The 19,328-nt window shown below is 65.4% G+C and carries 16 protein-coding genes; 1 reads left to right on the forward strand and 15 read right to left on the reverse strand.

Going from position 1 to position 19,328, the window contains the following annotated elements:
• The 4 genes from A2J02_RS17130 to A2J02_RS17145 all read right to left on the reverse strand — a co-directional run.
• Positions 1-1,446: SLC13 family permease (locus A2J02_RS17130; RefSeq protein WP_068051472.1), on the reverse strand; the 1,446-nt coding region annotated here is incomplete at its 3' end.
• Between the two features lie 123 nt (positions 1,447-1,569).
• Positions 1,570-3,060, reverse strand: coding sequence for a sensor histidine kinase (locus A2J02_RS17135; protein WP_231893952.1), 1,491 nt, complete (start codon positions 3,058-3,060; stop codon positions 1,570-1,572).
• A complete protein-coding gene (locus tag A2J02_RS17140; RefSeq protein WP_068051474.1) occupies positions 3,057-3,491 on the reverse strand; it encodes a hypothetical protein in 435 nt (144 codons plus the stop codon). Before A2J02_RS17140 ends, A2J02_RS17135 begins: the two co-directional genes overlap by 4 nt.
• Positions 3,492-3,591: 100 nt before the next feature.
• Positions 3,592-5,049, reverse strand: a complete 1,458-nt coding sequence (locus tag A2J02_RS17145; RefSeq protein WP_068051476.1) for an amidohydrolase — start codon at positions 5,047-5,049, stop codon at positions 3,592-3,594.
• A gap of 73 nt (positions 5,050-5,122) precedes the next feature.
• Between A2J02_RS17145 and A2J02_RS17150 the strand changes: the two genes are divergently transcribed.
• A complete protein-coding gene (locus tag A2J02_RS17150; RefSeq protein WP_068051509.1) occupies positions 5,123-5,557 on the forward strand; it encodes an acyl-CoA thioesterase in 435 nt (144 codons plus the stop codon).
• Here the strand turns inward: A2J02_RS17150 and A2J02_RS17155 are convergent.
• The 11 genes from A2J02_RS17155 to mftG form a co-directional block, all read right to left on the reverse strand.
• Positions 5,533-7,479, reverse strand: a complete 1,947-nt coding sequence (locus A2J02_RS17155; RefSeq protein ID WP_068051478.1) for an acetoacetate--CoA ligase — start codon at positions 7,477-7,479, stop codon at positions 5,533-5,535. The genes A2J02_RS17150 and A2J02_RS17155 overlap by 25 nt on opposite strands.
• 13 nt (positions 7,480-7,492) lie before the next feature.
• On the reverse strand, positions 7,493-9,127 hold the full coding sequence (locus tag A2J02_RS17160) for an AMP-binding protein (RefSeq protein ID WP_068051480.1): 1,635 nt from the start codon (positions 9,125-9,127) through the stop codon (positions 7,493-7,495).
• 53 nt (positions 9,128-9,180) lie between these two features.
• On the reverse strand, positions 9,181-9,957 hold the full coding sequence (gene eutC / locus A2J02_RS17165; RefSeq protein WP_068051482.1) for an ethanolamine ammonia-lyase subunit EutC: 777 nt from the start codon (positions 9,955-9,957) through the stop codon (positions 9,181-9,183).
• A complete protein-coding gene (locus A2J02_RS17170; RefSeq protein ID WP_068051484.1) occupies positions 9,954-11,366 on the reverse strand; it encodes an ethanolamine ammonia-lyase subunit EutB in 1,413 nt (470 codons plus the stop codon). The genes eutC and A2J02_RS17170 overlap by 4 nt, the downstream gene beginning before the upstream one ends.
• Positions 11,363-12,817: an ethanolamine permease gene (eat, locus tag A2J02_RS17175; protein WP_068051486.1), complete on the reverse strand. Its 1,455-nt coding sequence runs from the start codon at positions 12,815-12,817 to the stop codon at positions 11,363-11,365. The genes A2J02_RS17170 and eat overlap by 4 nt, the downstream gene beginning before the upstream one ends.
• 136 nt (positions 12,818-12,953) lie before the next feature.
• Complete coding sequence (locus A2J02_RS17180; RefSeq protein ID WP_068051488.1) at positions 12,954-13,937, reverse strand: cation diffusion facilitator family transporter; 984 nt, start codon at positions 13,935-13,937, stop codon at positions 12,954-12,956.
• Positions 13,938-14,017: 80 nt separating this feature from the next.
• Positions 14,018-14,557: a DUF779 domain-containing protein gene (locus tag A2J02_RS17185; protein ID WP_068051490.1), complete on the reverse strand. Its 540-nt coding sequence runs from the start codon at positions 14,555-14,557 to the stop codon at positions 14,018-14,020.
• Positions 14,557-16,080, reverse strand: coding sequence for an acetaldehyde dehydrogenase ExaC (gene exaC, locus A2J02_RS17190; RefSeq protein WP_068051492.1), 1,524 nt, complete (start codon positions 16,078-16,080; stop codon positions 14,557-14,559). Before exaC ends, A2J02_RS17185 begins: the two co-directional genes overlap by 1 nt.
• 121 nt (positions 16,081-16,201) lie before the next feature.
• Complete coding sequence (locus tag A2J02_RS17195; RefSeq protein ID WP_068051494.1) at positions 16,202-17,497, reverse strand: transcriptional regulator; 1,296 nt, start codon at positions 17,495-17,497, stop codon at positions 16,202-16,204.
• A 109-nt stretch (positions 17,498-17,606) separates the two neighbouring features.
• A complete protein-coding gene (locus A2J02_RS28320) occupies positions 17,607-17,744 on the reverse strand; it encodes a hypothetical protein (RefSeq protein WP_176460347.1) in 138 nt (45 codons plus the stop codon).
• 56 nt (positions 17,745-17,800) lie between these two features.
• Positions 17,801-19,318, reverse strand: coding sequence for a mycofactocin dehydrogenase MftG (gene mftG / locus A2J02_RS17200; protein WP_068051496.1), 1,518 nt, complete (start codon positions 19,316-19,318; stop codon positions 17,801-17,803).
• Between the last annotated feature and the right edge of the window lie 10 nt (positions 19,319-19,328).

The raw sequence follows: 19,328 nt of genomic DNA on the forward strand, positions 1-19,328 counted from the left end.
GGTCCCTGCGGTCAGCGGCGCGAGAAAGGCGGACAGGCGTAGCAGGTCCTTCGGTGAATACGTCTCCACACCTTCGGCTTCGGCGAAGATTGCCACCGGCTTCGCCGAGGACGGCATGGTGTGGCAGAAGCCTGCTGCAGCCGTCGACGCGAAGGCCGCGGCCAAGGGGTCGACTCCGAGCGCCGAAGCCGTGGTGACGACGAGCGGAACGAGGACGGACGAACGTGCCGAGCGAGATTGGATGAGAAGGTGCGAGGCCACGGACAGCACGATCACCACCGCGATGAACACCCAGGGCGGTGCCGAGCCGATCGGAACCAACGTGAACAGCCCGTCCGAGAGCCACCCTGCCGCACCGGACGTCGTCAACGCGGTCCCGAGGGCCAGCGTTGCCGCCATGAACAGCAGCAGGGACCATGGCACGGTGGCGAGCGCCTTTCCGAAGTCGGTGGTACCCACCCGCGGCGAGGTGGAGATCAAGGCACCCAGCAGGGCGATGATGGCGGGGTGCACGCCGTGCAACGGTTCGGAGCACCACAGCACGATGACGACGGCCAGCAGCGTCGCGGCCCGGTTCTCCGCGATGGTCAGCGGTCCCGTCACCGGTGTCGGGAGTCGCGACGCCATGTCGGATACGTTCACCGTCAACGGTATTCGGCGATCCTCCCGATCGGTGAACAGCGCCAGTACGAGTTCGGCGGCGCAGTGGCTGCTGACCACGGCCAGCGGCACACCGAGCAACAGCCACGCGGTGAAGCTGATCCCGGTACCCGTCGCACTCTCGAGCACCTGGCTGGTGATCAGATGCGCCCCCGCCCCGATGAGCGTCGCCACCGCGGACAGCAGGATGACGGTAGGAAACAGGATTGCCAACGCCCGCACCACCCGCTTGCGCTCGGCGAGCGCCTGCGCCAACGCCGAGAACACCGGCAGCGCAAGGGCCGCGCGACCCGAGGTGGCGGGGATCGCGAAAGCGGTCACGATCAACGCGGCCGTCACCAGATGGGCGAGCTGGCGTACGCTACGCGCGCCACTGACGATGAACACTGCTGCGCGCGTTGCCAAACCGGACTCGCGGACTCCCGCGGCGATGATGAATGCCGCGATGAGAAGCCAGATGGTCTCCTCGCCGAGAGTGTCGAACAGTGCGTCGGTGCTCACCACACCGGTCAGTACCAGAGCAAGTGCGGCACCGAGAGCTACGTAGGTGTCGTCGATCTTCGTGAACACCCAGAGCACGACAGCTGCGGTGAAGACCACGAGCGTGGTACGCCCGGCGCTGGGCAGCCCTTGCGCCGCGCCGGCGAGTACGGCCAGGAGTACCAACAGCGCAACCGAACTCATGACACCCTGGACCAGTCGGCGGGTCAACAGATCGCGAAAGCGCCACGAGCGCATCGGTTCCGGGACAGGAGGTGGCTGCGTTCTGTAGCTGACCGTGTTCATGGTGACCAGTCTCGGTCCGTCCGATGAAACGTCGATGAACGTTCCATGAGCGTTCTTTCATGTGCCGTTCCACTGCCGTGGGTGACGTGGAAACATTTCTGGCAGAACGAAATCGTCGGTCGCTCACCGTGCCGGCAGGTCGAGCCCGAATGTCGCACCGGCACCGGGCCGACTGTCGAGTGTCGCGGCACCGTGATGCCCGTCGGCGATCGCTCGCACGATACTCAGGCCCAGACCCGCTCCGCCGTTGTCCGAGCGAGGCGAAGCACTGGTGCCGCGCGCGAATCGTTCGAAGATGGTCGGCGCGTCCTCGCTGGACACACCGGGACCGGTGTCGCTCACCCACAACAGAACTCGGTCCAGGGCGAGCTCGGAGCCCACGACGATTCGGTCACCGGGGCCGGTGTGCGACACCGCATTCTGCGCCAGCTGAAGCACTGCCTGCGTGACTCGTTGTGGATCGACCCGCACCGAGCCCGTGCCGACGTGCCCCAGTATCCAGTCGCGGTCGGCGAGCGCGCGTACCTTCGCGTCGATGTCGCGCGTGAGGGTCTCGAGATCCACAGGTTGCTTGTGCACGAAATCCGGCCGCTCGGCTTTGGCGAGGAGCAACAGGTCTTCCACGATCCGGTTCATTCGGTCCAACTCGTCGGTGACGAGCCGGACCGTCTCTTCGCGCTCGCGTGGGTCATCACCCATCAGTTCGAGATGCCCCAGCACGATCGTGATCGGCGTACGAAGCTCATGGCTCGCGTCGTCGACGAATTGTCGCTGCGCGGCGAACGCGGACTCCAATCGATCGAGCATGTCGTTGAAGGTGTCGGCGAGTTCGGCGACGTCGTCTCGGCCGTCCACTTCGATCCGCCTGGACAGGTCGTCGGTGGTGATCTGGGCTGCGGTCCGCCGAACCAGACGCACGGGCGCAAGGATCTGCCCGGCCACGACCCAGGCGATGCCGCCGGTGAACAGCAGTGCCATCAGTGACACTCCGATCACCACACGAACGGTGTCGGATACGTCCGCGCGTTCGCGGTCGACGAGGATTCCGATCGCGAAAGTTCCGGCCTGGCCTCCGCCGGAAGGTTCGGCGACCTGTTTCGCCCAGGCGACTTCACCTTCCGAAGTCTGCGTCGATCCCACACTGTCGGGTGAGTCCACGATCGCCGATACGACGGCCGCGTCGGCGACCAGATCTCCCGGGCCGCTGCGCTCCTGACGCAGCAGTCGATCGGTGTAGCCGAACAGGATCTCGTCGTCGTCCGGGTATTGGCGCTGTAGGTGCAACTGGAGCAGATCGGCGACATCGCCGAACGGCAACCCGTCGTCCGGATCCCGGCCGGTCGCAGCGAACTCGCTGAACTCGCCGATCTCTTGCTCGAGCGCCACCGCAGTGTCTCTCTCGACATCGGCGAGGAGGATCGTTCGGACGGCAACCCCCACGGCCAGCATGGCCAGTGCCATGACGAACAACAGCCAGCCGAGGATGCGCACCCGCGCCGGAACACGGGTTCCCACCCGGGGACGACGAGGCGCAGGCTCGGGCACAGGTCCCCTCCGAGCGAGCACCTCGGTGCGGGCATCACTGCCGTCGATCAGTTTCTCGGTCGAGTTCACCCGTCGTCGTCTTCCACATCGTCGTCGCCATCCGCATCGTCCGGGCCACCGACGTCGTCATCATCGTCATCACCGTCCGGAATGACTTCGACGGGAGGCGGGGCAGGGACGACGATGGACTGCGGTGCTGCCGGCGGCTCCGCTGCATCCGGAGCCGTACCGCCCACCGGGCCCGTGGCCGCGGGAGGAATTTCGGCAACAGAGGGGGCCGCGGTCGAGGAGGCCGGTATGTCCGAGGGGGTCGGTGTGTCCGATGGGGGCGGTGCCTCGCCGGAGGTCTGGGATGCGCTCGGTGCCGCGACTCCGACGGTGACTCGCGGCTCGAAGCTCGGTGGCTGTGGGGTGTCGGCGAGTACGGTGCTCGCCAGTGCTACGCCCACCGGAACGATCACCACGGCCGCCAGGACGGCGATCTTGGGTGCGAACTTCACATCACCACACTGTCTCGAACGAGTGAGACGCCGATGAGGGCAACATGAGTGAGTTCTCATGTCCGGGTCGAGACCGAATTTTCGTCCGCGAACCCGGTGCCTATCCGGCGGACGCGTGAGTGAGCGCGCCGGCGCAGATCGTCGCTCGGAACTCGGTGTCGGCCAGATCGTGTGCCGATCGGTGCACGGGATGCTCGACGAGAACGACGATGTCCGCCGTATCCCCCACGCGGAGTATCCCGCGGCCACCGCACGCTGCCCGCAGTGCCACCTCGAGAGGTACCGCTTCCTCGGGGTGCCACGGAGGTCGGTCGTCGTCGGTACGGAACACCGCTGCGGCGACTCCCGCCAACGGCTCGGGCGGACTGACCGGCGCGTCGGAACCGAACAGCAACCTCGCCCCGCTCCGGTGCAGGGTTCCGTATCCGTACGCCACCGAGCGCCGTCCGGCCCACAGATCCTCGGCGATCTCGCGATCGGCCATCGCGTGCTGCGGCTGTACCGATGCCGCGACGCCGAGCGCTGCGAAACGCGCGATGTCCTCCGGCAGGATCTGTTGCGCATGTTCGATTCGACCACCGCAACCGGCGCGCTCGAACGCATCGAGAGCAATACCGTTCGCGCGGTCGCCGATCGCGTGGATCGCCGGAACGATGCCGCCGCGTGAGGCCCGCGACACGAGCTCGAACAGACCTTCCCGGGTCTCGAGCAGCAGACCGTACGCGTCGGCGCCCTCGATCCCCGGGTATCGGTCGTGGCAGCACGCCGTCCGGGTGTTGAGCGAGCCGTCGAGCATCACCTTGAGTGGTCCCCGCCGGATCAGTTCCGACAGAGCCGAGACGTCTCCGGTCCGCTCGCCGCGCTCGAGTGCTTCGTCGAGCCATTGCGGCCACACGGTCGTGTCGACGCGTACCGCGGGAGAGCCGGCCGTCAGGCGTCGATCCCAGACCGTCTTGTTGTCGGCGAACTCGAAATCCACGACGCCGGTGACTCCGCGGACCGCCAGTGCCGCGGTGGCGTCGAGCACGGCTCGATCGAGTTCGGCCGGGTCCTCCTGCTCTTCGAGAGCCATGACCGCTTCGAGGCCGTCGACGTCGCGCAACACACCGGTGGGGTGGTCGATACCCAGGTCGTCGAGCAACGCCGGGCTCAGCCACAGCGTGTGCAGATCCATACTCGTCATCGCCACGCGGGCACCGGGCAGCGCATTCTCGAGCAGGTCCTTGTGTGGCTCCTCCGGCCACTGTGCATCGCGGAAACCGTTGGCGCGCACCACGGATTCACCTGCCGTACGCGCGTAGGGGTACACCAGCGCGACGGCGTCGGCCGCCGACATCGCCGGCCCGACGTCGATTCGCCTACGGGCCGCCGCCCACTGCGTCAGATGCACGTGAGAGTCCACGAATCCGGGTAGCGCCACCCCGCCCCCACCGTCGAGCACCTCGTCACCCACTGCACGTCGAGTACCTGCGGGGGTGATCGCCGCGATGACCGACCCTGCGAGTTCGATGTCGAAGAGCACGCCGGAACCATCCAGTGCGACATTGGCGATAATCACTCCTGGGACTCTAGAGCGTCGACTTCACGGGCGCGCATGCCATCCTCTAGCAATGAAAACAGAGCCTGTTGCGATGCAGACAGAGCAGACCGGTCCTGTCGGATATCACGCGAGCGTGACGGTGCGCTGGTCCGACATGGACGCCTTTGCGCACATCAATCATGCACGGATGGTCACACTGCTCGAAGAAGCGCGCATCGAGTGGCTGCTCAGCGAGGGTGAGGCCAACGAGTCACTGATCAAGAGTGCGTTGGTCGCCAACGTGACCATTGCGTACAAGAAGCCGCTCCGTCATTCGGACGGTCCACTCGACGTCACCCTGTGGTTCGAGAAGGTGCGTGCTGTCGACTTCACCATCGGGTACGAGGTGCGCGCCGCGGGAGCGGCACCGGATTCGCCGCCCGCGGTGGTGGCAACCACCCGGATGGCGATGGTCGACGTCGGTGCCGAGACTCTGCGCCGCATCGCGCCGGAGGAGAAGGCCTACCTCGCGCGCTGGACTCGCTGAAACTCGGCCGCCCGGTCGACGAACCACGCCAACGCAGCCGGGTCGTCGACGGCGCTCGCATCGACGGTGCCTGCCGCAGCGGCACCTTGGAAAAGTCGTTTGAGCGGTACCTCGAGTTTCTTCCCCGTTCGAGTGTGGGGCAGCGCGGGCGTGGCGATGACGTCGTCGGGAACGTGTCGCGGCGACACCTGGGTTCCGATGACGGATCGGATGCGTTCGGCCAACTCGTCGGTCGCGCCGCCCGGGACCACCACGAACAGCGGCATCCAATATCCGCCGTCGGGCAGCTCGATGCCCAGAACGATCGCCTCGGCGACCTCGTCCAACGATTCGACGGCCTGATAGATGTCAGCGCTCCCCATACGAATTCCGTTGCGGTTGAGCGTGGAATCCGACCGGCCGTGGACGAGCACACTGCCGCGATCGGTCCTGGTGATCCAGTCGCCGTGCCGCCAGATTCCCGGATAGGTGTCGAAATACGCTTCCCGGTAACGAGATCCGTCCGCGTCGTTCCAGAAGTACAGCGGCATCGACGGCATCGGCTCGGTGACGACCAACTCACCGACGGTGCCACGGACTGCGTGGCCGTCCTCGTCGTAGGCGTCCAGCGCGACGCCGAGGAACGGCACCGACAGCTCCCCCGCCCGGACCGGCGCGGTCCGCACTCCCCCGGCGAACGCCGACACCACGTCGGTGCCACCGGAGATGGAGAAGACCGGCACATGGGCTCCGATGTTCTCCGACAACCAGATCGACGACGTCGCAGGCATCGCGGACCCGGTGATCCCGACGGCCCGCAGTGCCGAGAGATCGTGATCGGAGCCCGGATGTACGTCGGCCTTGATGCATGCGAGTACGTACCCGGGGCTGGTGCCGACATAGGTCACACCCAGCCGAGCGGCGATGTCCCACAATGCATCAGGCGTCGGAAATGCGGGATTGCCGTCGGCGCACACGATCGTGGACCCGGCCAGCAGACCGGCGACCTGAAAATTCCACATCATCCAGCTGGGGCTGGTGTACCAGAAGAACACGTCCTCGGGCCCCAGATCGGAGTGCAGGGCAACGGATTTGAGATGTTCGAGCACCACGCCGCCGTGGCCGTGCACGATGCCCTTGGGCAGACCGGTGGTACCGGAGGAGAACACGACCCACAGCGGATGATCGAACGGCACTGCGACCGGTTCCAATTCACGGCTCTGCGCTGTTGCGGCAGACCAGCTCACCGCACTTCCCGACGCCTCGCCGACCGTCACCACCAGCCGTAGCGTCGGCAGCCCGGTCGTGAGCGCGTCGACATCGGCGGCCTTGTCTCGGAACTTCCCTCCGTAGACGTACCCGTCGGCAGTGATCAGTGCCGTGGGTTCGAGCTGGGCCAGACGATCGAGTGCTGCCGAGACCGAGTAGTCCTGCCCGCACGCGGACCACACCGCACCCAGGCTAGCGGTCGCCAGGAACGCGATCACCGCCTCGGGAACGTTGGGCAGATACCCGACGACGCGGTCGCCGCGTCGAACTCCCGCGCCGGCCAACGTCCCCGCCAGCGCTCCGGCCTGATCGATCATCTCCTCCCACGTCACGGTCCGCGTCGAACCGTCCTCGCGGGCGTGCACGATCGCGGCGCGAGCGGGTCGAGCGTGCCGAGTCACGTGGTCCACGTAGTTCAATTCCGTACCCGGAAACCACTGTGCGCCAGGCATCGTGCGCTCCGCGAGCACCGTTGTCGGCACGCTGGAGGAGCGAACCTCGAAGAAGTCCCACACCGCTCGCCAGAACAGCTCCAGCCCGGTGGTCGACCATCGCCACAGAGCGAAGTAGTCCGGGAGAAGCACATCGTGACGTTGCTCGACGAAGCGCGCGAACTCGGTCACCCGAGCCTCGGCAAGGTCGGAATCCGTCGGCGTCCACAGCGCACTGGTCATGGAAGCGAGTATGTCAGCCGAAGGGCAGCTGTTCGATCAGGCCGAGCGATCGCTCGCGCATCTCCACCTTGCGCACCTTGCCGGTGACCGTCATCGGGAACTCGTCGACCACGTGCACGTACCGCGGGATCTTGTAGTGAGCCAACCGCCCGTCGCAGAACTCACGCACCGCTGCCGAATCGAGCGGCGCAGCATCGTCTTTCATCCTGATCCACACCATCAGCTCTTCACCGTACTTCGGGTCGGGCACACCGATCACCTGCGCGTCGAGGACGTCGGGATGTGTGTACAGGAACTCCTCCACTTCGCGGGGATAGATGTTCTCGCCGCCGCGAATCACCATGTCCTTGATCCGTCCGGTGATCGCCACGTAGCCATCGTCGTCCATCACCCCGATGTCGCCGGTGTGCATCCACCCCTCGTCGTCGATGGCCTCGGCGGTCTTCTCCGGCTGCTCCCAGTAGCCCAACATCACCGAATACCCGCGCGTGCACAGCTCGCCCGCCTCGCCGCGCGGCAGTGTGCTGCCCTCGATCGGATCGACGATCTTCACTTCGAGGTGCGGACCGACGCGTCCGACGGTCGACACCCGTTGCTCGATGGAGTCCTCGCTCCGAGTCTGCAGGGACACCGGCGAAGTCTCGGTCATGCCGTAACAGATCGACACCTCGGCCATCCCCATGCGCTCGATCACCTGCTTCATCACCTCGGTGGGGCACGGCGATCCGGCCATGATGCCGGTACGCAGACTGCCGAGGTCGAAGTCCTCGAAGTTTTCCAGTGCCAGTTCGGCGATGAACATCGTCGGGACTCCGTAGAGCGACGTGCACTTCTCCGTGGAAACGGCCGTCAACGTCGCGACCGGATCGAACGAGGGCCCGGGAATCACCATCGCTGCGCCGTGCGACGTGCACGCGAGATTGCCCATCACCATGCCGAAGCAGTGGTAGAACGGCACCGGAATGCACACTCGATCCTCGGCGGTGTAGTGGCAGAGCTCGCCGACGAAGAATCCGTTGTTGAGGATGTTTCGATGACTGAGCGTCGCACCCTTGGGGAAACCCGTTGTCCCCGAGGTGTACTGGATGTTGATGGCGTCGTCGCAGCGGAGCCGCTCGGACACATCGGTGATCATGCGCGGAGTCTTCGCCAGCGCTCGATGCCCGCGATCGGTCATCGCTTCCCACTGGATGCTCCCGATGAACAGCACCTCACGCAGAGACGGCACCTCGGGGCGGGCGTCGTCGATCATCGCCGCGTAGTCCGACCCCTTGAACTCCCTGGCCGACAACAACACCGACACCCCGGCCTGCTTCAGCACGAACTGCAACTCGTGCGAACGGTACGCGGGGTTGATGTTGACCAACACGGCACCGACCTTGGCCGTCGCGTACTGCGCCAGAACCCATTCCGGGCAGTTCGGTGCCCATATCCCGACGCGGTCCCCCACCTCGACACCAGCCACGAGCAAGCCGGCCGCCAACAGATCGACGTCGGCGACGAACTCCGAGTAGGTCCACCGTCGCCCGGACGCAACATCTATCAGCGCATCGCGATCCGAGTACCGCGCCGCAGTTCGATCCAGATTCGCACCGATCGTGTCGTCCAGCACCGCTGTGTCCGACTCACCGGAAGAGTAACTGTCCATACGGCCACGGTAGTGAGCCCGGTCACCCTCGGCCACCCCCGAATAGGGGGATGTCACTCGAGGGTGAGGGCCTCGGCTGCCTCGAGCACATCGGCTCGCGAGGTGTCCTTCAACGCCACACCCGACCGCCCGAGCTTCCTGGCACCGGCCAACAGGCCGGCCACGATTCGTGCCGACTGCGCATACCCCTGGCCTTCCGGCGGATGGATGTTGGATACGCAATTGCGATCGGCGTCGGTGCACCCGGGTTTCGGCAGATGCGTCAGATAGATACCGAGACTGTCGGCGACCGACAACCCCGGACGCTCCCCGATCAGCACCAACACCGTCCGCACACCCATCGCGGCGGCGATGTGGTCACCGAGCGCTACCCGCGCCTCGGTTGCAATCACCGGAGCCGCGATCGAATAACGATCGGAGAGCTCTGCTTTCAGCGCCTCCAGCATCGGCACGCCGTGATCGGCGAGCGCCCGTGGGGACAACCCGTCGCCCAACACGATGCCGATCTCGCTCTCGGAATTCACCACGTCAGACAGATCCTTCGGTTGCCGACCGCGATCTGGCCGTCGCAGATACTCCGCGCGACTCGTCGCCAACGACGTCACCACCGACGGCGCACCGAGACCGACCTGCTCCACCCGGCCCACGAACTCCTCGACCTCGAGCGGCATGTGCACAGCATCACGCGCCGCAGCATGCGCCGAGCGAAACTCGAGCACCCGCGTGGTCGGCAACGAATCACCGATGCGGCCCAACCCGATTCGAGCCTGCGTCATCGCGCGCAACTCGCCCCAGAACTCTACTTCCGGTCGTTCCGCTGGCGTGCTCATCGCGCACTCATCAACGCGCGCAGCGGCGATCCCGCGGCATCGACGTCGAGGACTCTGCCGTCGGCGTCCACCATGCCCAGTCGGGAGAGCCACGACTCGAATTCCGGTGCGGGTCGCAGACCGAGAACCTGCCGAACGTAGAGCACATCGTGAAAGCTCAACGACTGGTAGCCGAGCATGACGTCGTCGGCACCCGGTACCGCGATGACGAACGCGACCCCGGCGGTACCCAGGAGCGTCAGCAGGGTGTCCATGTCGTCCTGGTCGGCCTCGGCATGGTTGGTGTAGCAGACGTCGACACCCATCGGCAGTCCCAGCAGCTTGCCGCAGAAGTGATCTTCGAGGCCGGCTCTGATGATCTGTTTGCCGTCGTACAGGTACTCGGGCCCGATGAATCCGACGACGGTGTTGATCAGCAGCGGCTCGAGATCGCGGGCCACCGCATACGCACGCGTTTCGAGGGTCTGCTGATCGACGGGGCGGTCGCCGGTACCGATGTGCGCGCCCGCCGACAACGCCGAACCCTGGCCTGTTTCGAGGTACATGACGTTGTTCCCGACGGTTCCGCGGTGCAGCGATCGGCCGGCCTCGTTGGCTTGCCGAAGCAGCGGGATGTTCACTCCGAAGCTCGAATTGGCTCCTTCGGTGCCCGCGATGGACTGGAACACCAGATCGACCGGAACGCCCTTGTCGATCAGTTCCATCGTCGTCGTCACGTGCGAGAGCACGCACGACTGAGTGGGAATCTCGAAGCGTTGCCGGATCTCGTCGAGCAGGTGCAGCAGTTCGGCCGTCGCCTGAGGTGAGTCGGTCGCCGGGTTGATCCCGATGACCGCGTCACCCGATCCGAGCAGCAACCCGTCGAGCGTGGCCGCGGCGATTCCGCGGGGGTCGTCCGTCGGGTGATTGGGCTGAAGCCGGGTGGTGAGCGTTCCGGGCAGTCCCACCGTCGTACGAAAAGCCGACGTCACCTGCACGGCTCGAGACACCGCGATGAGATCCTGGTTTCGCATGATCTTGCTGACCGCTGCCACCATCTCCGGAGTCAGTCCGGCGGCAACCGACCGCAACGTCGCGGCCGCGTCCGGCCTGGCGGTGACCTGGAGCAGCCAGTCCCGCAAGCCTCCGACGGTCAGGTGCGACACCGCTCCGAAGGCGATGCGATCGTGTGAATCGATGATGAGCCGGGTGACCTCGTCGCTCTCGTACGGCACGAGCAGATCCTGCAGGAAGACGTCGAGCGAGACCTCCGACAATGCCCACTGGGCTGCCGCGCGCTCGGCATCCGATTCCGCTGCGCAGCCTGCCAATTCGTCGCCCGATCGAAGCGGTGTCGCCTTGGCCATCAAGTCCACCAACCCGTCGAAGGTGTAGGTGGTGCCCGAGACCTGCTGGGTGTAGATCGTCATTCCAGCTCGGCCTCGGCCTTGGCCAGCGCAGCGAACTCCTCGTCCGGCGAGTTCGCGACCAGATGATGCCTGCTGTAGATGCCGAAGTAGGCCATGAACGCGACGAACACGCCGAGGCACCACAGTGCCGCTGTGGAATCGACGACGAACGTGGCGACAACGGCGAGCGCTGCGACGATCAACGCGAATCCGGTGGTCACGACGCCGCCGGGGGTTCGGTACGGGCGTTCCATGTTCGGCTCCTTGCGACGGAGCACGATGTGACTGACCATCATCAGTACGTAGCTCAGCGCCGCGCCGAACACGGCCATGTTCAGCAACATTGCGCCCTGACCGGTCAGTGAGAGCAGGAAGCCGATGACGCCGGGGGCGATCAAGGCGAGCGTCGGGGCCTTGCGAGAGTTGGTGATGGACAGTGTCTTCGGCAGGTATCCGGCACGCGAGAGCGCGAAGAGCTGGCGCGAGTACGCGTACATGATCGAGAAGAAGGACGCAACCAGTCCGGCGAGGCCGATGTAGTTGACGATCTTGCTCGCAGTTCCGTCACCGAGGGCTTCCACCAACGGATTTCCCGATTCCTTGACGGCGTCGGCACCGCCTGCGCCGGTCACCAGGAGCAGTACGACAGCACCGGTGACGAGCAGCACGCCCATGGCGGCGATGATGCCGCGTGGGACGTTCTTGGTCGGATCCTTGGCCTCTTCTGCGGCCAGCGGAACGCCTTCGATCGCAAGGAAGAACCAGATGGCGAACGGGACGGCAGCCCAGATGCCCAGGTAGCCGAACGGCAGAAATCCCGAAGCTCCGGCTGCGTCGGTGGGCGCGATGTCGGTCAGGTTGCTCGCGTCGAATTGTCCGATGGCGGCGACGGCGAACACGATGAGTCCGACCAAGGCGATCGCGGTGATGACGAACATGATCTTGAGGGCTTCGCCTGCGCCGGAGAGATGGATTCCGATGAACACCGCATAGACCACCAGGTAGACCCACCACCCGTCGGTGATGCCGAACAGCCCGAGGGATTCGACGTAGGCACCGATGAACGTCGCGATGGCGGCGGGAGCGATGGCGTACTCGATGAGAATCGCTGTACCGGTGGCGAATCCGCCCCACGGTCCGAGAGCGCGGCGGGCGAAGGTGTAGCCACCGCCGGCCGCGGGCAGCGCCGAGGACATCTCGGCCATGCCGAGCACCATGGCCAGGTACATGCCCGCGATGATGATCGCCGCGATGAGCAGACCACCGAAGCCACCCTCGGCGAGACCGAAATTCCATCCGGAATAGTCGCCGGAGATGACGTAGCTGACTCCGAGGCCCGCCAGCAGGACCCAGCCTGCCGTTCCCTTCTTCAGGGTTCGCTTGGCCAGGTAGTCACCGCCCTCGACGTGTGACTGAGTGCTCTCGTGGGAGCCCGATTTCGGAGGAGACGACTGGGGGTCTACTACGGACATGACAAGCCTCTCGTAGCCATAACGCTCGGGACGACGGTCACGCCCGAGGGGACGATTCACAACAGGTGTGGCGCGCGAATCGGTTCACGATAGGCGCGTGATGTAAGCGGCGCGTCATCGATGAATGACGGGCGAATTACGGCTGGTACCCGACGGCGTTGACGTCGCCGAGGTCTCCCTCGTCCGGTTCGGCGACTGTCAGTACTGCGTCCACCACAGCTCTGTTGGCTTCCAACTCACGCTCCAGCCGCCGGAGCGTGTGCGCGATGCGTGATTCTGCGAAATCACCGACGAGATCGACACTCGCCACCACGTAGAGCTGTTTGGGACCGACGAACTCGATGCGAACGAACCGGACCGACGCCACGTCGGGAAGTTCCTCGATCCGCTGCACCACCGCGTTCCATAATGCTCTCGATCCCGGTTCGCCGGTGAGGAATCGGCGGTTTCGATCGATGAGTACGAACGCGACGATTCCGAGCAGCACACCCACCAGAATCGAGCCGATGGCGTCGAAGGCAGCGTTACCGGTGAGCTGATGCAATCCGATTCCGGCACCGGCGATGACTATGCCGATCAGTGCGGCACTGTCCTCGGCGAACACTGCGCGCAGTGTCGGATCCGAGGTCTCGAGCGCGTGATCGAGAAAGTCTCTGTGGTACTCGGCGGCCTCGCCGCGAATCTGTCGAACCGATTGCAGAAACGAGACTCCCTCGAGCAGAAATGCGATGCCGAGCACCACGTATGCGACGAGGTAGTTCTCGCTGCTCGATTCGCCGGCGAACAGCGAGGTGATGCCGTGCCACACCGACACCGCCGCACCGGCGACGAAGAGTCCGACCGCTGCGAGAGTCGACCAGAAGTAGGTCTCCCGCCCGTAGCCGAGTGGCCGTCGTTCGTCCGGTCCGCGCGATCCCCGACGATTGGCGACGAGCAGGAATATCTCGTTCCCGGTATCGGCCCAGGAGTGCGCGGCTTCGGCAACCATCGACGCAGATCCGGTGAACACCGCTGCACAGGTCTTCGCGATCGCGACGCCGAGGTTGGCGACGAAAGCGGTGACCACGGTGCGCAGGCTCTCGTCACCCTCGACGTGGTCGGACTTCGGTGCGCTCTTCATCGTTCGCACTGTATGCGCTCCGCGCAGTGGTGCGGCTGAGTGCCGCCTGGGGCTCTCAGCCGCGCCACTGCCGCAGGCATTCAGCCCTGGAGCATCCCCGGAACGGGACATGCGTCGACGGCCTCGGCCACCACCAGCGGATCGTCGGGGATCTCCGGCCGTCGGCCTTCTTCCCAGTCGACACCCACGAGCGGTGGGTACTCGGCGAGGATGTCGTTCTCCTCGGCGGTGTACGCACGTCCGCGGCTGAGGAAGCGCACTCCCTCGGGCGATTCGAGCGAGAACCCACCGCCGCGGCCGGGAACCACGTCGAGCACGAGTTGCGTGTGCTTCCACGCCTGGAACTGAGACCCCGAAATCCACACCGGTACACCGTCGCTCCCGCTCGGGAGGTCCTGTGGGACCTCGCCGACGCCGAGCCTGAGGTCGATGTACCCCAGGAGAACGTCCCGGTCGCCGACGATGAATTCGCCGGCGGGATAACACATCGGCGACGACCCGTCACAGCATCCCCCGGACTGATGCATCATCAGTTCGCCGTGGATACCGCCGAGGCGACGGAGCAGGTCCATCGCCTCGACGGTGGTCTTCAGCCGCGCAGGCGGCCGAGGGGCATTCATCAGAAGAAGCCCTGTGCCTTCTGGGCGTAGCTGACCAACAGGTTCTTGGTCTGCTGGTAATGATCGAGCATCATCTTGTGGTTCTCACGGCCGATACCCGACTGCTTGTAGCCACCGAACGCCGCGTGCGCGGGGTACTGGTGATACGTGTTGGTCCAGACGCGACCGGCCTGGATATCGCGGCCGGCACGGTAGGCGATGCCGCCGTCCCGCGACCAGACGCCTGCGCCGAGCCCGTACAGGGTGTCGTTGGCGATCTCGATGGCGTTGTCGTAGTCGGTGAACGACGTGACCGAGACGACCGGCCCGAAGATCTCCTCCTGGAAGATGCGCATGTTGTTCTTGCCGGTGAAGATCGTGGGCTGCATGTAGTAGCCGCCGTTGAGGTCGCCGCCCAGCTGTGCGCGCTCGCCGCCGGTGACGACCTGTGCGCCTTCACCCTTGCCGATCTCGATGTACGACAGGATCTTCTGGAGCTGATCGTTCGAGGCCTGTGCGCCGATCATGGTCTCGGTGTCGAGCGGATCTCCCTGTCGCACAGCCTTGGTACGGATGGCTGCGAGGGCGAGGAACTCGTCGAAGATGTCGGCCTGGATCAGCGAGCGCGACGGGCAGGTGCACACTTCACCCTGGTTGAGGGCGAACATCGTGAAGCCCTCCAGCGCCTTGTCCTGGTAGTCGTCGTTGGCCTGCAGCACGTCGGAGAAGAAGACGTTGGGGCTCTTGCCACCGAGCTCGAGTGTCACCGGGATCAAGTTCTGCGACGCGTACTGCATGATCAGGCGGCCGGTGGTGGTCTCGCCGGTGAACGCGATCTTGGAGATACGCGGGCTCGAAGCCAGCGGCTTGCCTGCCTCGACGCCGAATCCGTTGACGATGTTGAGCACGCCCGCGGGCAGCAGGTCGCCGATGATCGAGATCAGGTGCAGGATCGACGCGGGGGTCTGCTCGGCGGGCTTGAGCACCACTGCGTTACCGGCGGCGAGGGCGGGGGCGAGCTTCCACACGGCCATGAGGATCGGGAAGTTCCACGGGATGATCTGCCCGACGACGCCGAGCGGCTCGTGGAAGTGGTAAGCGACTGTGTCGCTGTCGATTTCGGAGAGCGATCCCTCCTGCGCGCGGATGCAGCCGGCGAAGTATCGGAAGTGATCGATGGCCAGCGGGATGTCGGCGTTCAGTGTTTCGCGGATCGGCTTGCCGTTGTCCCAGGACTCCGCCAGCGCGATGGACTCGAGGTTGTCGGCGATGCGGTCGGCGATCTTGTTCAGGATCACGGCACGCTCGGCCGCGGAGGTCTTGCCCCATGCGGGGGCTGCGGCATGTGCGGCGTCGAGCGCGAGCTCGATGTCCTCGGACGTGGAGCGGGCGACCTCGCAGAAGTTCTCACCGGTGACGGGAGTCGGGTTCTCGAAGTACTGGCCCTTGACCGGCGGTACCCACTCGCCGCCGATCCAGTTGTCGTAGCGCGACTGGAACGACATGACGGAATCGGCGGTACCTGGACGGGCGTAGACGGACATTGAAAATCCTCCTGATCGACACGTGCTTCACAGTTGATGCGGTGTGTGATTCAGGACACTAGGGCTTGCAACGTTGCAACTACGTTGCCGATTCCGAGGACGGCCTGGAGCGACCGGTTCCTCAGATGCCGAGATCGCGGTCGAGTAGGTCGATACGCGCACTGACCTGCCCGTAGAGCGCGGAGTCGCGGCTGAGCGTGGCCCGGTACGCCTCCCATGCGATGACGTCCGTGCGGCCGTGGATGGACGAGGTCCACTGCGCCAGCAGCACTGGATCTCCGAGTCGGAGCAATGCGGCCTGCATCCGAGACCGCAGTTCCTCGCGGATCTCCTCGATTCCCGGCGCGGACGACCCGGGAAGCACCGGGCCCGAGTAGATGCGCAGAGCAGCGTCGACGTCGCCTCGATCCAGGGCTCGTCGGATATCGCCGACGTCGGAGGACAACTCGCCGACCAGCCGGTAGGGCCGCGATGCCAGGCCTGCAGTACCGAAGGCCTTGCGCAGCCTCGACATCTCGGCGCGAATGGTGACCGAGTCGAGTTCCTGCTCGTCGAGCAGAACGGCGAGGTGGTCGGAGCTCAGGCCTTCGGGATGCTCACCGAGCAGAAGCAGAATTTCGGCGTGCCGCTGCGAGAGCGGTATCCGACCGGATCCGCGCACCACTCCCGGCCGTCCCGATCCCAGGACCTCGAGCCGGGGAGCTGTGTCGCCCAATGATTTCGGCGAGTTCATCAGATGCAGGCGCAGCTCGGATTCAGCAGCGGCGACCGTTGCGCGTACCAACGAGAGCACCTCGGGCACCGCTACCCGCGGGCCACCGGTGATATCGATGGCTCCCAGGATGTGACCACTGGTGGGGTGGTGCACCGGTGCCGCCGAGCAGCTCCACTCGTGCACCGACCGCGAGAAGTGCTCGGATGCGAAGATCTGCACGCTGTGATCGACCGCGAGCGCAGTGCCCGGGGCGTTGGTACCTTTGCTCTCCTCGCTCCAATCGACCCCCTCGGCGAAGTCCATCGCGAGTGCTCGGTCCTTGGCCGCAGAATCACCCTCGACCCACAGCAGGCGTCCCTCGGCATCGGAAATCGCAACGAGCAAACCGGTGTCGGACGCGTCCTCGACCAGAAGCTTTCGAATCACCGGACGGATGATGGCCATCGGGTGTCCGTTGCGGTAGCGCTCGAGGTCCGCACCGGTCAGCGCTGGAGTGTCGTTACCACCGTCCGGGTCGACACCCTTGGTTCGGCTGCGCATCCACGAATCGAGAACGACCGACCGGACGGCCGAACCGTGGGTGCGAACATCGTCGACGAAAGATTGATGGGCACTGGACATCTGGCGCGCGAGCACAGCGACGTCCTCGCCGGGGCGCACTGCGACCCAGGGGTTGCCACCACTGTCCGATCGGCTTGCCATTCGACGCTTCCTCCGTGACCTGTCCACATCGTTGTAACCCAGCTCACACGCAAGGATACAGCCGTGGCCGACGCGCGCGGCCGTGGCCGGTTGCGCCGACCCCGAGTGCCTACTTCTTCTTGACGGCCGTGGTGATGATGTCGTTGCTGGTGTCACCACTGGATTTGGCCCGCTTGTCTGCGCGCTTGTCCTTGAGCGATTTGCCGGATTTCTTGGTCATCGTGTTGCGGGGCGATTTGTCCGACATGGCAGTAACCCATCTATCGGGGAACCTGAACGGTCCCCAGACCACGAACGCTACGCCTACACACCCTCACCGTGGTCTGCAACAGCCACCGGTCGTTCCGCCGGCTCCTCTCCCATCAACGCAGCGGCGCGTTCGGCCAACATGATCGCCGTCGCGTGCGGGCCGCGGCTCGGCACCATCGGGAACGCCGAAGTATCGATCACGAAGACTCCGTCCACTCCGCGCACGCGGCAGTGATCGTCGAGCACCGACCCCGGATCCGACTCGGGTCCCATCCTGGCGCTACCGGACAGGTGCAACGACGTGCCCAGTGCCGCGAGAGGGTCGTCGACCGCAGGGACCTCGACGCACGCCATGGACGGCGATGCGATCAGATCTCGCGCCAGTGCGACGCCACCTCGCACCGCCTGCCGATCACCCTCCGATTCGAGATAGCGGTAGCGCACGTCCGGAGCCTCGAACGGATCCGTACTGCGCAGCGCGATGCTCCCTCGTGCCGTCGAGCGCATGAGGCCGACACCGAACACGTGCGGACCTGCGGGGAGCCCGGAAATGAGTCGGTCGAATCTCCCGGTGTACGGCCTGATCTCCACGTCGCCCGAATGCAGCACCGCTTCCAGAGCACGAGATGCCGTCGGGAATTCGTTCGTCGTGACGACGGGAACGGCAACCTCGGGATGGTCACTGAAACCCTGGCCGACTCCCGGACTGTCGGCGATGACCGAAACACCCAGCGCAGCAGAACTTTCCGCCGGTCCTATGCCGGATCGAAGCAGCAGGGCGGGTGTCTGCACCGCGCCGGCCGAGACGACAACGGTGTCGGACTCGACGACACTGCGTACACCGTCGGCGATGATCTCGACCCCGACCACCTTGCTTCCCTTGAATATCAACGACGCGACCGTCGTATTCCCCTGTACCCGAAGGTTCTTCCTTCCGACAACCGGCAACAGATATGCCAGAGCAGCACTTACGCGGACCCCGTCACGGATATTCGAGGGCACGACGCCCACTCCCCCCACGGCCGCGTCGGGAGCGTTCAGATCCTCGTGGAACAGAAAGCCCGCGTTCGTAGCGGCCTGCACGAATGCCGCCGTCACGGGATGTCGGACCTGCGCGGGAGTGCGCGAGACCGGCATCGGTCCGCAGGAACCGTGCCACTGACCGGTCGCCCCGACATCGAGATCGGTTTCGGAGCCGATGTAGAACGGCAACACCTGATCGAAGGACCACACCGACTGCGGCCACGCGTCGAAGTCGCCCGGCGTGGCGCGGACGAAGTATCCGCCGTTCACCGCGCCGGAGCCCCCCAGCACCCGGCCTCGAGCGATCGTCCGAGACACATCCGCCGCGAGTTCGGCCGTGTAGGTCCCCACCCATTCGCTCCCCGGGCCGATGGGAAGCGTCGACGCGTCGAGCAAAGCCGCCGGAACATCGGCGACGCCGGAGAACGCAGGCCCGGTTTCGAGCAACAGCACCGACCGATCCGGATTCTCACTGAGCCTCGACGCAACGACGCAGCCACAGGAGCCGCCTCCCACGACGATGACGTCCGCGTGCTCGATTCCGATCACACCGTCTGCG

Origin of the sequence: Rhodococcus sp. EPR-147, assembly GCF_001647185.1 — a bacterium.
Classification (GTDB): Bacteria; Actinomycetota; Actinomycetes; order Mycobacteriales; family Mycobacteriaceae; genus Rhodococcoides.

Bases quoted from the DNA above. Each gene is read 5' to 3' on its own strand.
- A2J02_RS17150 (WP_068051509.1), top strand. From the start codon at position 5,123: ATGCAGACAGAGCAGACCGGTCCTGTCGGATATCACGCGAGCGTGACG.
- A2J02_RS17155 (WP_068051478.1), bottom strand. From the start codon at position 7,479: ATGACCAGTGCGCTGTGGACGCCGACGGATTCCGACCTTGCCGAGGCT.
- A2J02_RS17160 (WP_068051480.1), bottom strand. From the start codon at position 9,127: ATGGACAGTTACTCTTCCGGTGAGTCGGACACAGCGGTGCTGGACGAC.
- eutC (WP_068051482.1), bottom strand. From the start codon at position 9,957: ATGAGCACGCCAGCGGAACGACCGGAAGTAGAGTTCTGGGGCGAGTTG.
- A2J02_RS17170 (WP_068051484.1), bottom strand. From the start codon at position 11,366: ATGACGATCTACACCCAGCAGGTCTCGGGCACCACCTACACCTTCGAC.
- eat (WP_068051486.1), bottom strand. From the start codon at position 12,817: ATGTCCGTAGTAGACCCCCAGTCGTCTCCTCCGAAATCGGGCTCCCAC.
- A2J02_RS17180 (WP_068051488.1), bottom strand. From the start codon at position 13,937: ATGAAGAGCGCACCGAAGTCCGACCACGTCGAGGGTGACGAGAGCCTG.
- A2J02_RS17185 (WP_068051490.1), bottom strand. From the start codon at position 14,557: ATGAATGCCCCTCGGCCGCCTGCGCGGCTGAAGACCACCGTCGAGGCG.
- exaC (WP_068051492.1), bottom strand. From the start codon at position 16,080: ATGTCCGTCTACGCCCGTCCAGGTACCGCCGATTCCGTCATGTCGTTC.
- A2J02_RS17195 (WP_068051494.1), bottom strand. From the start codon at position 17,497: ATGGCAAGCCGATCGGACAGTGGTGGCAACCCCTGGGTCGCAGTGCGC.
- A2J02_RS28320 (WP_176460347.1), bottom strand. From the start codon at position 17,744: ATGTCGGACAAATCGCCCCGCAACACGATGACCAAGAAATCCGGCAAA.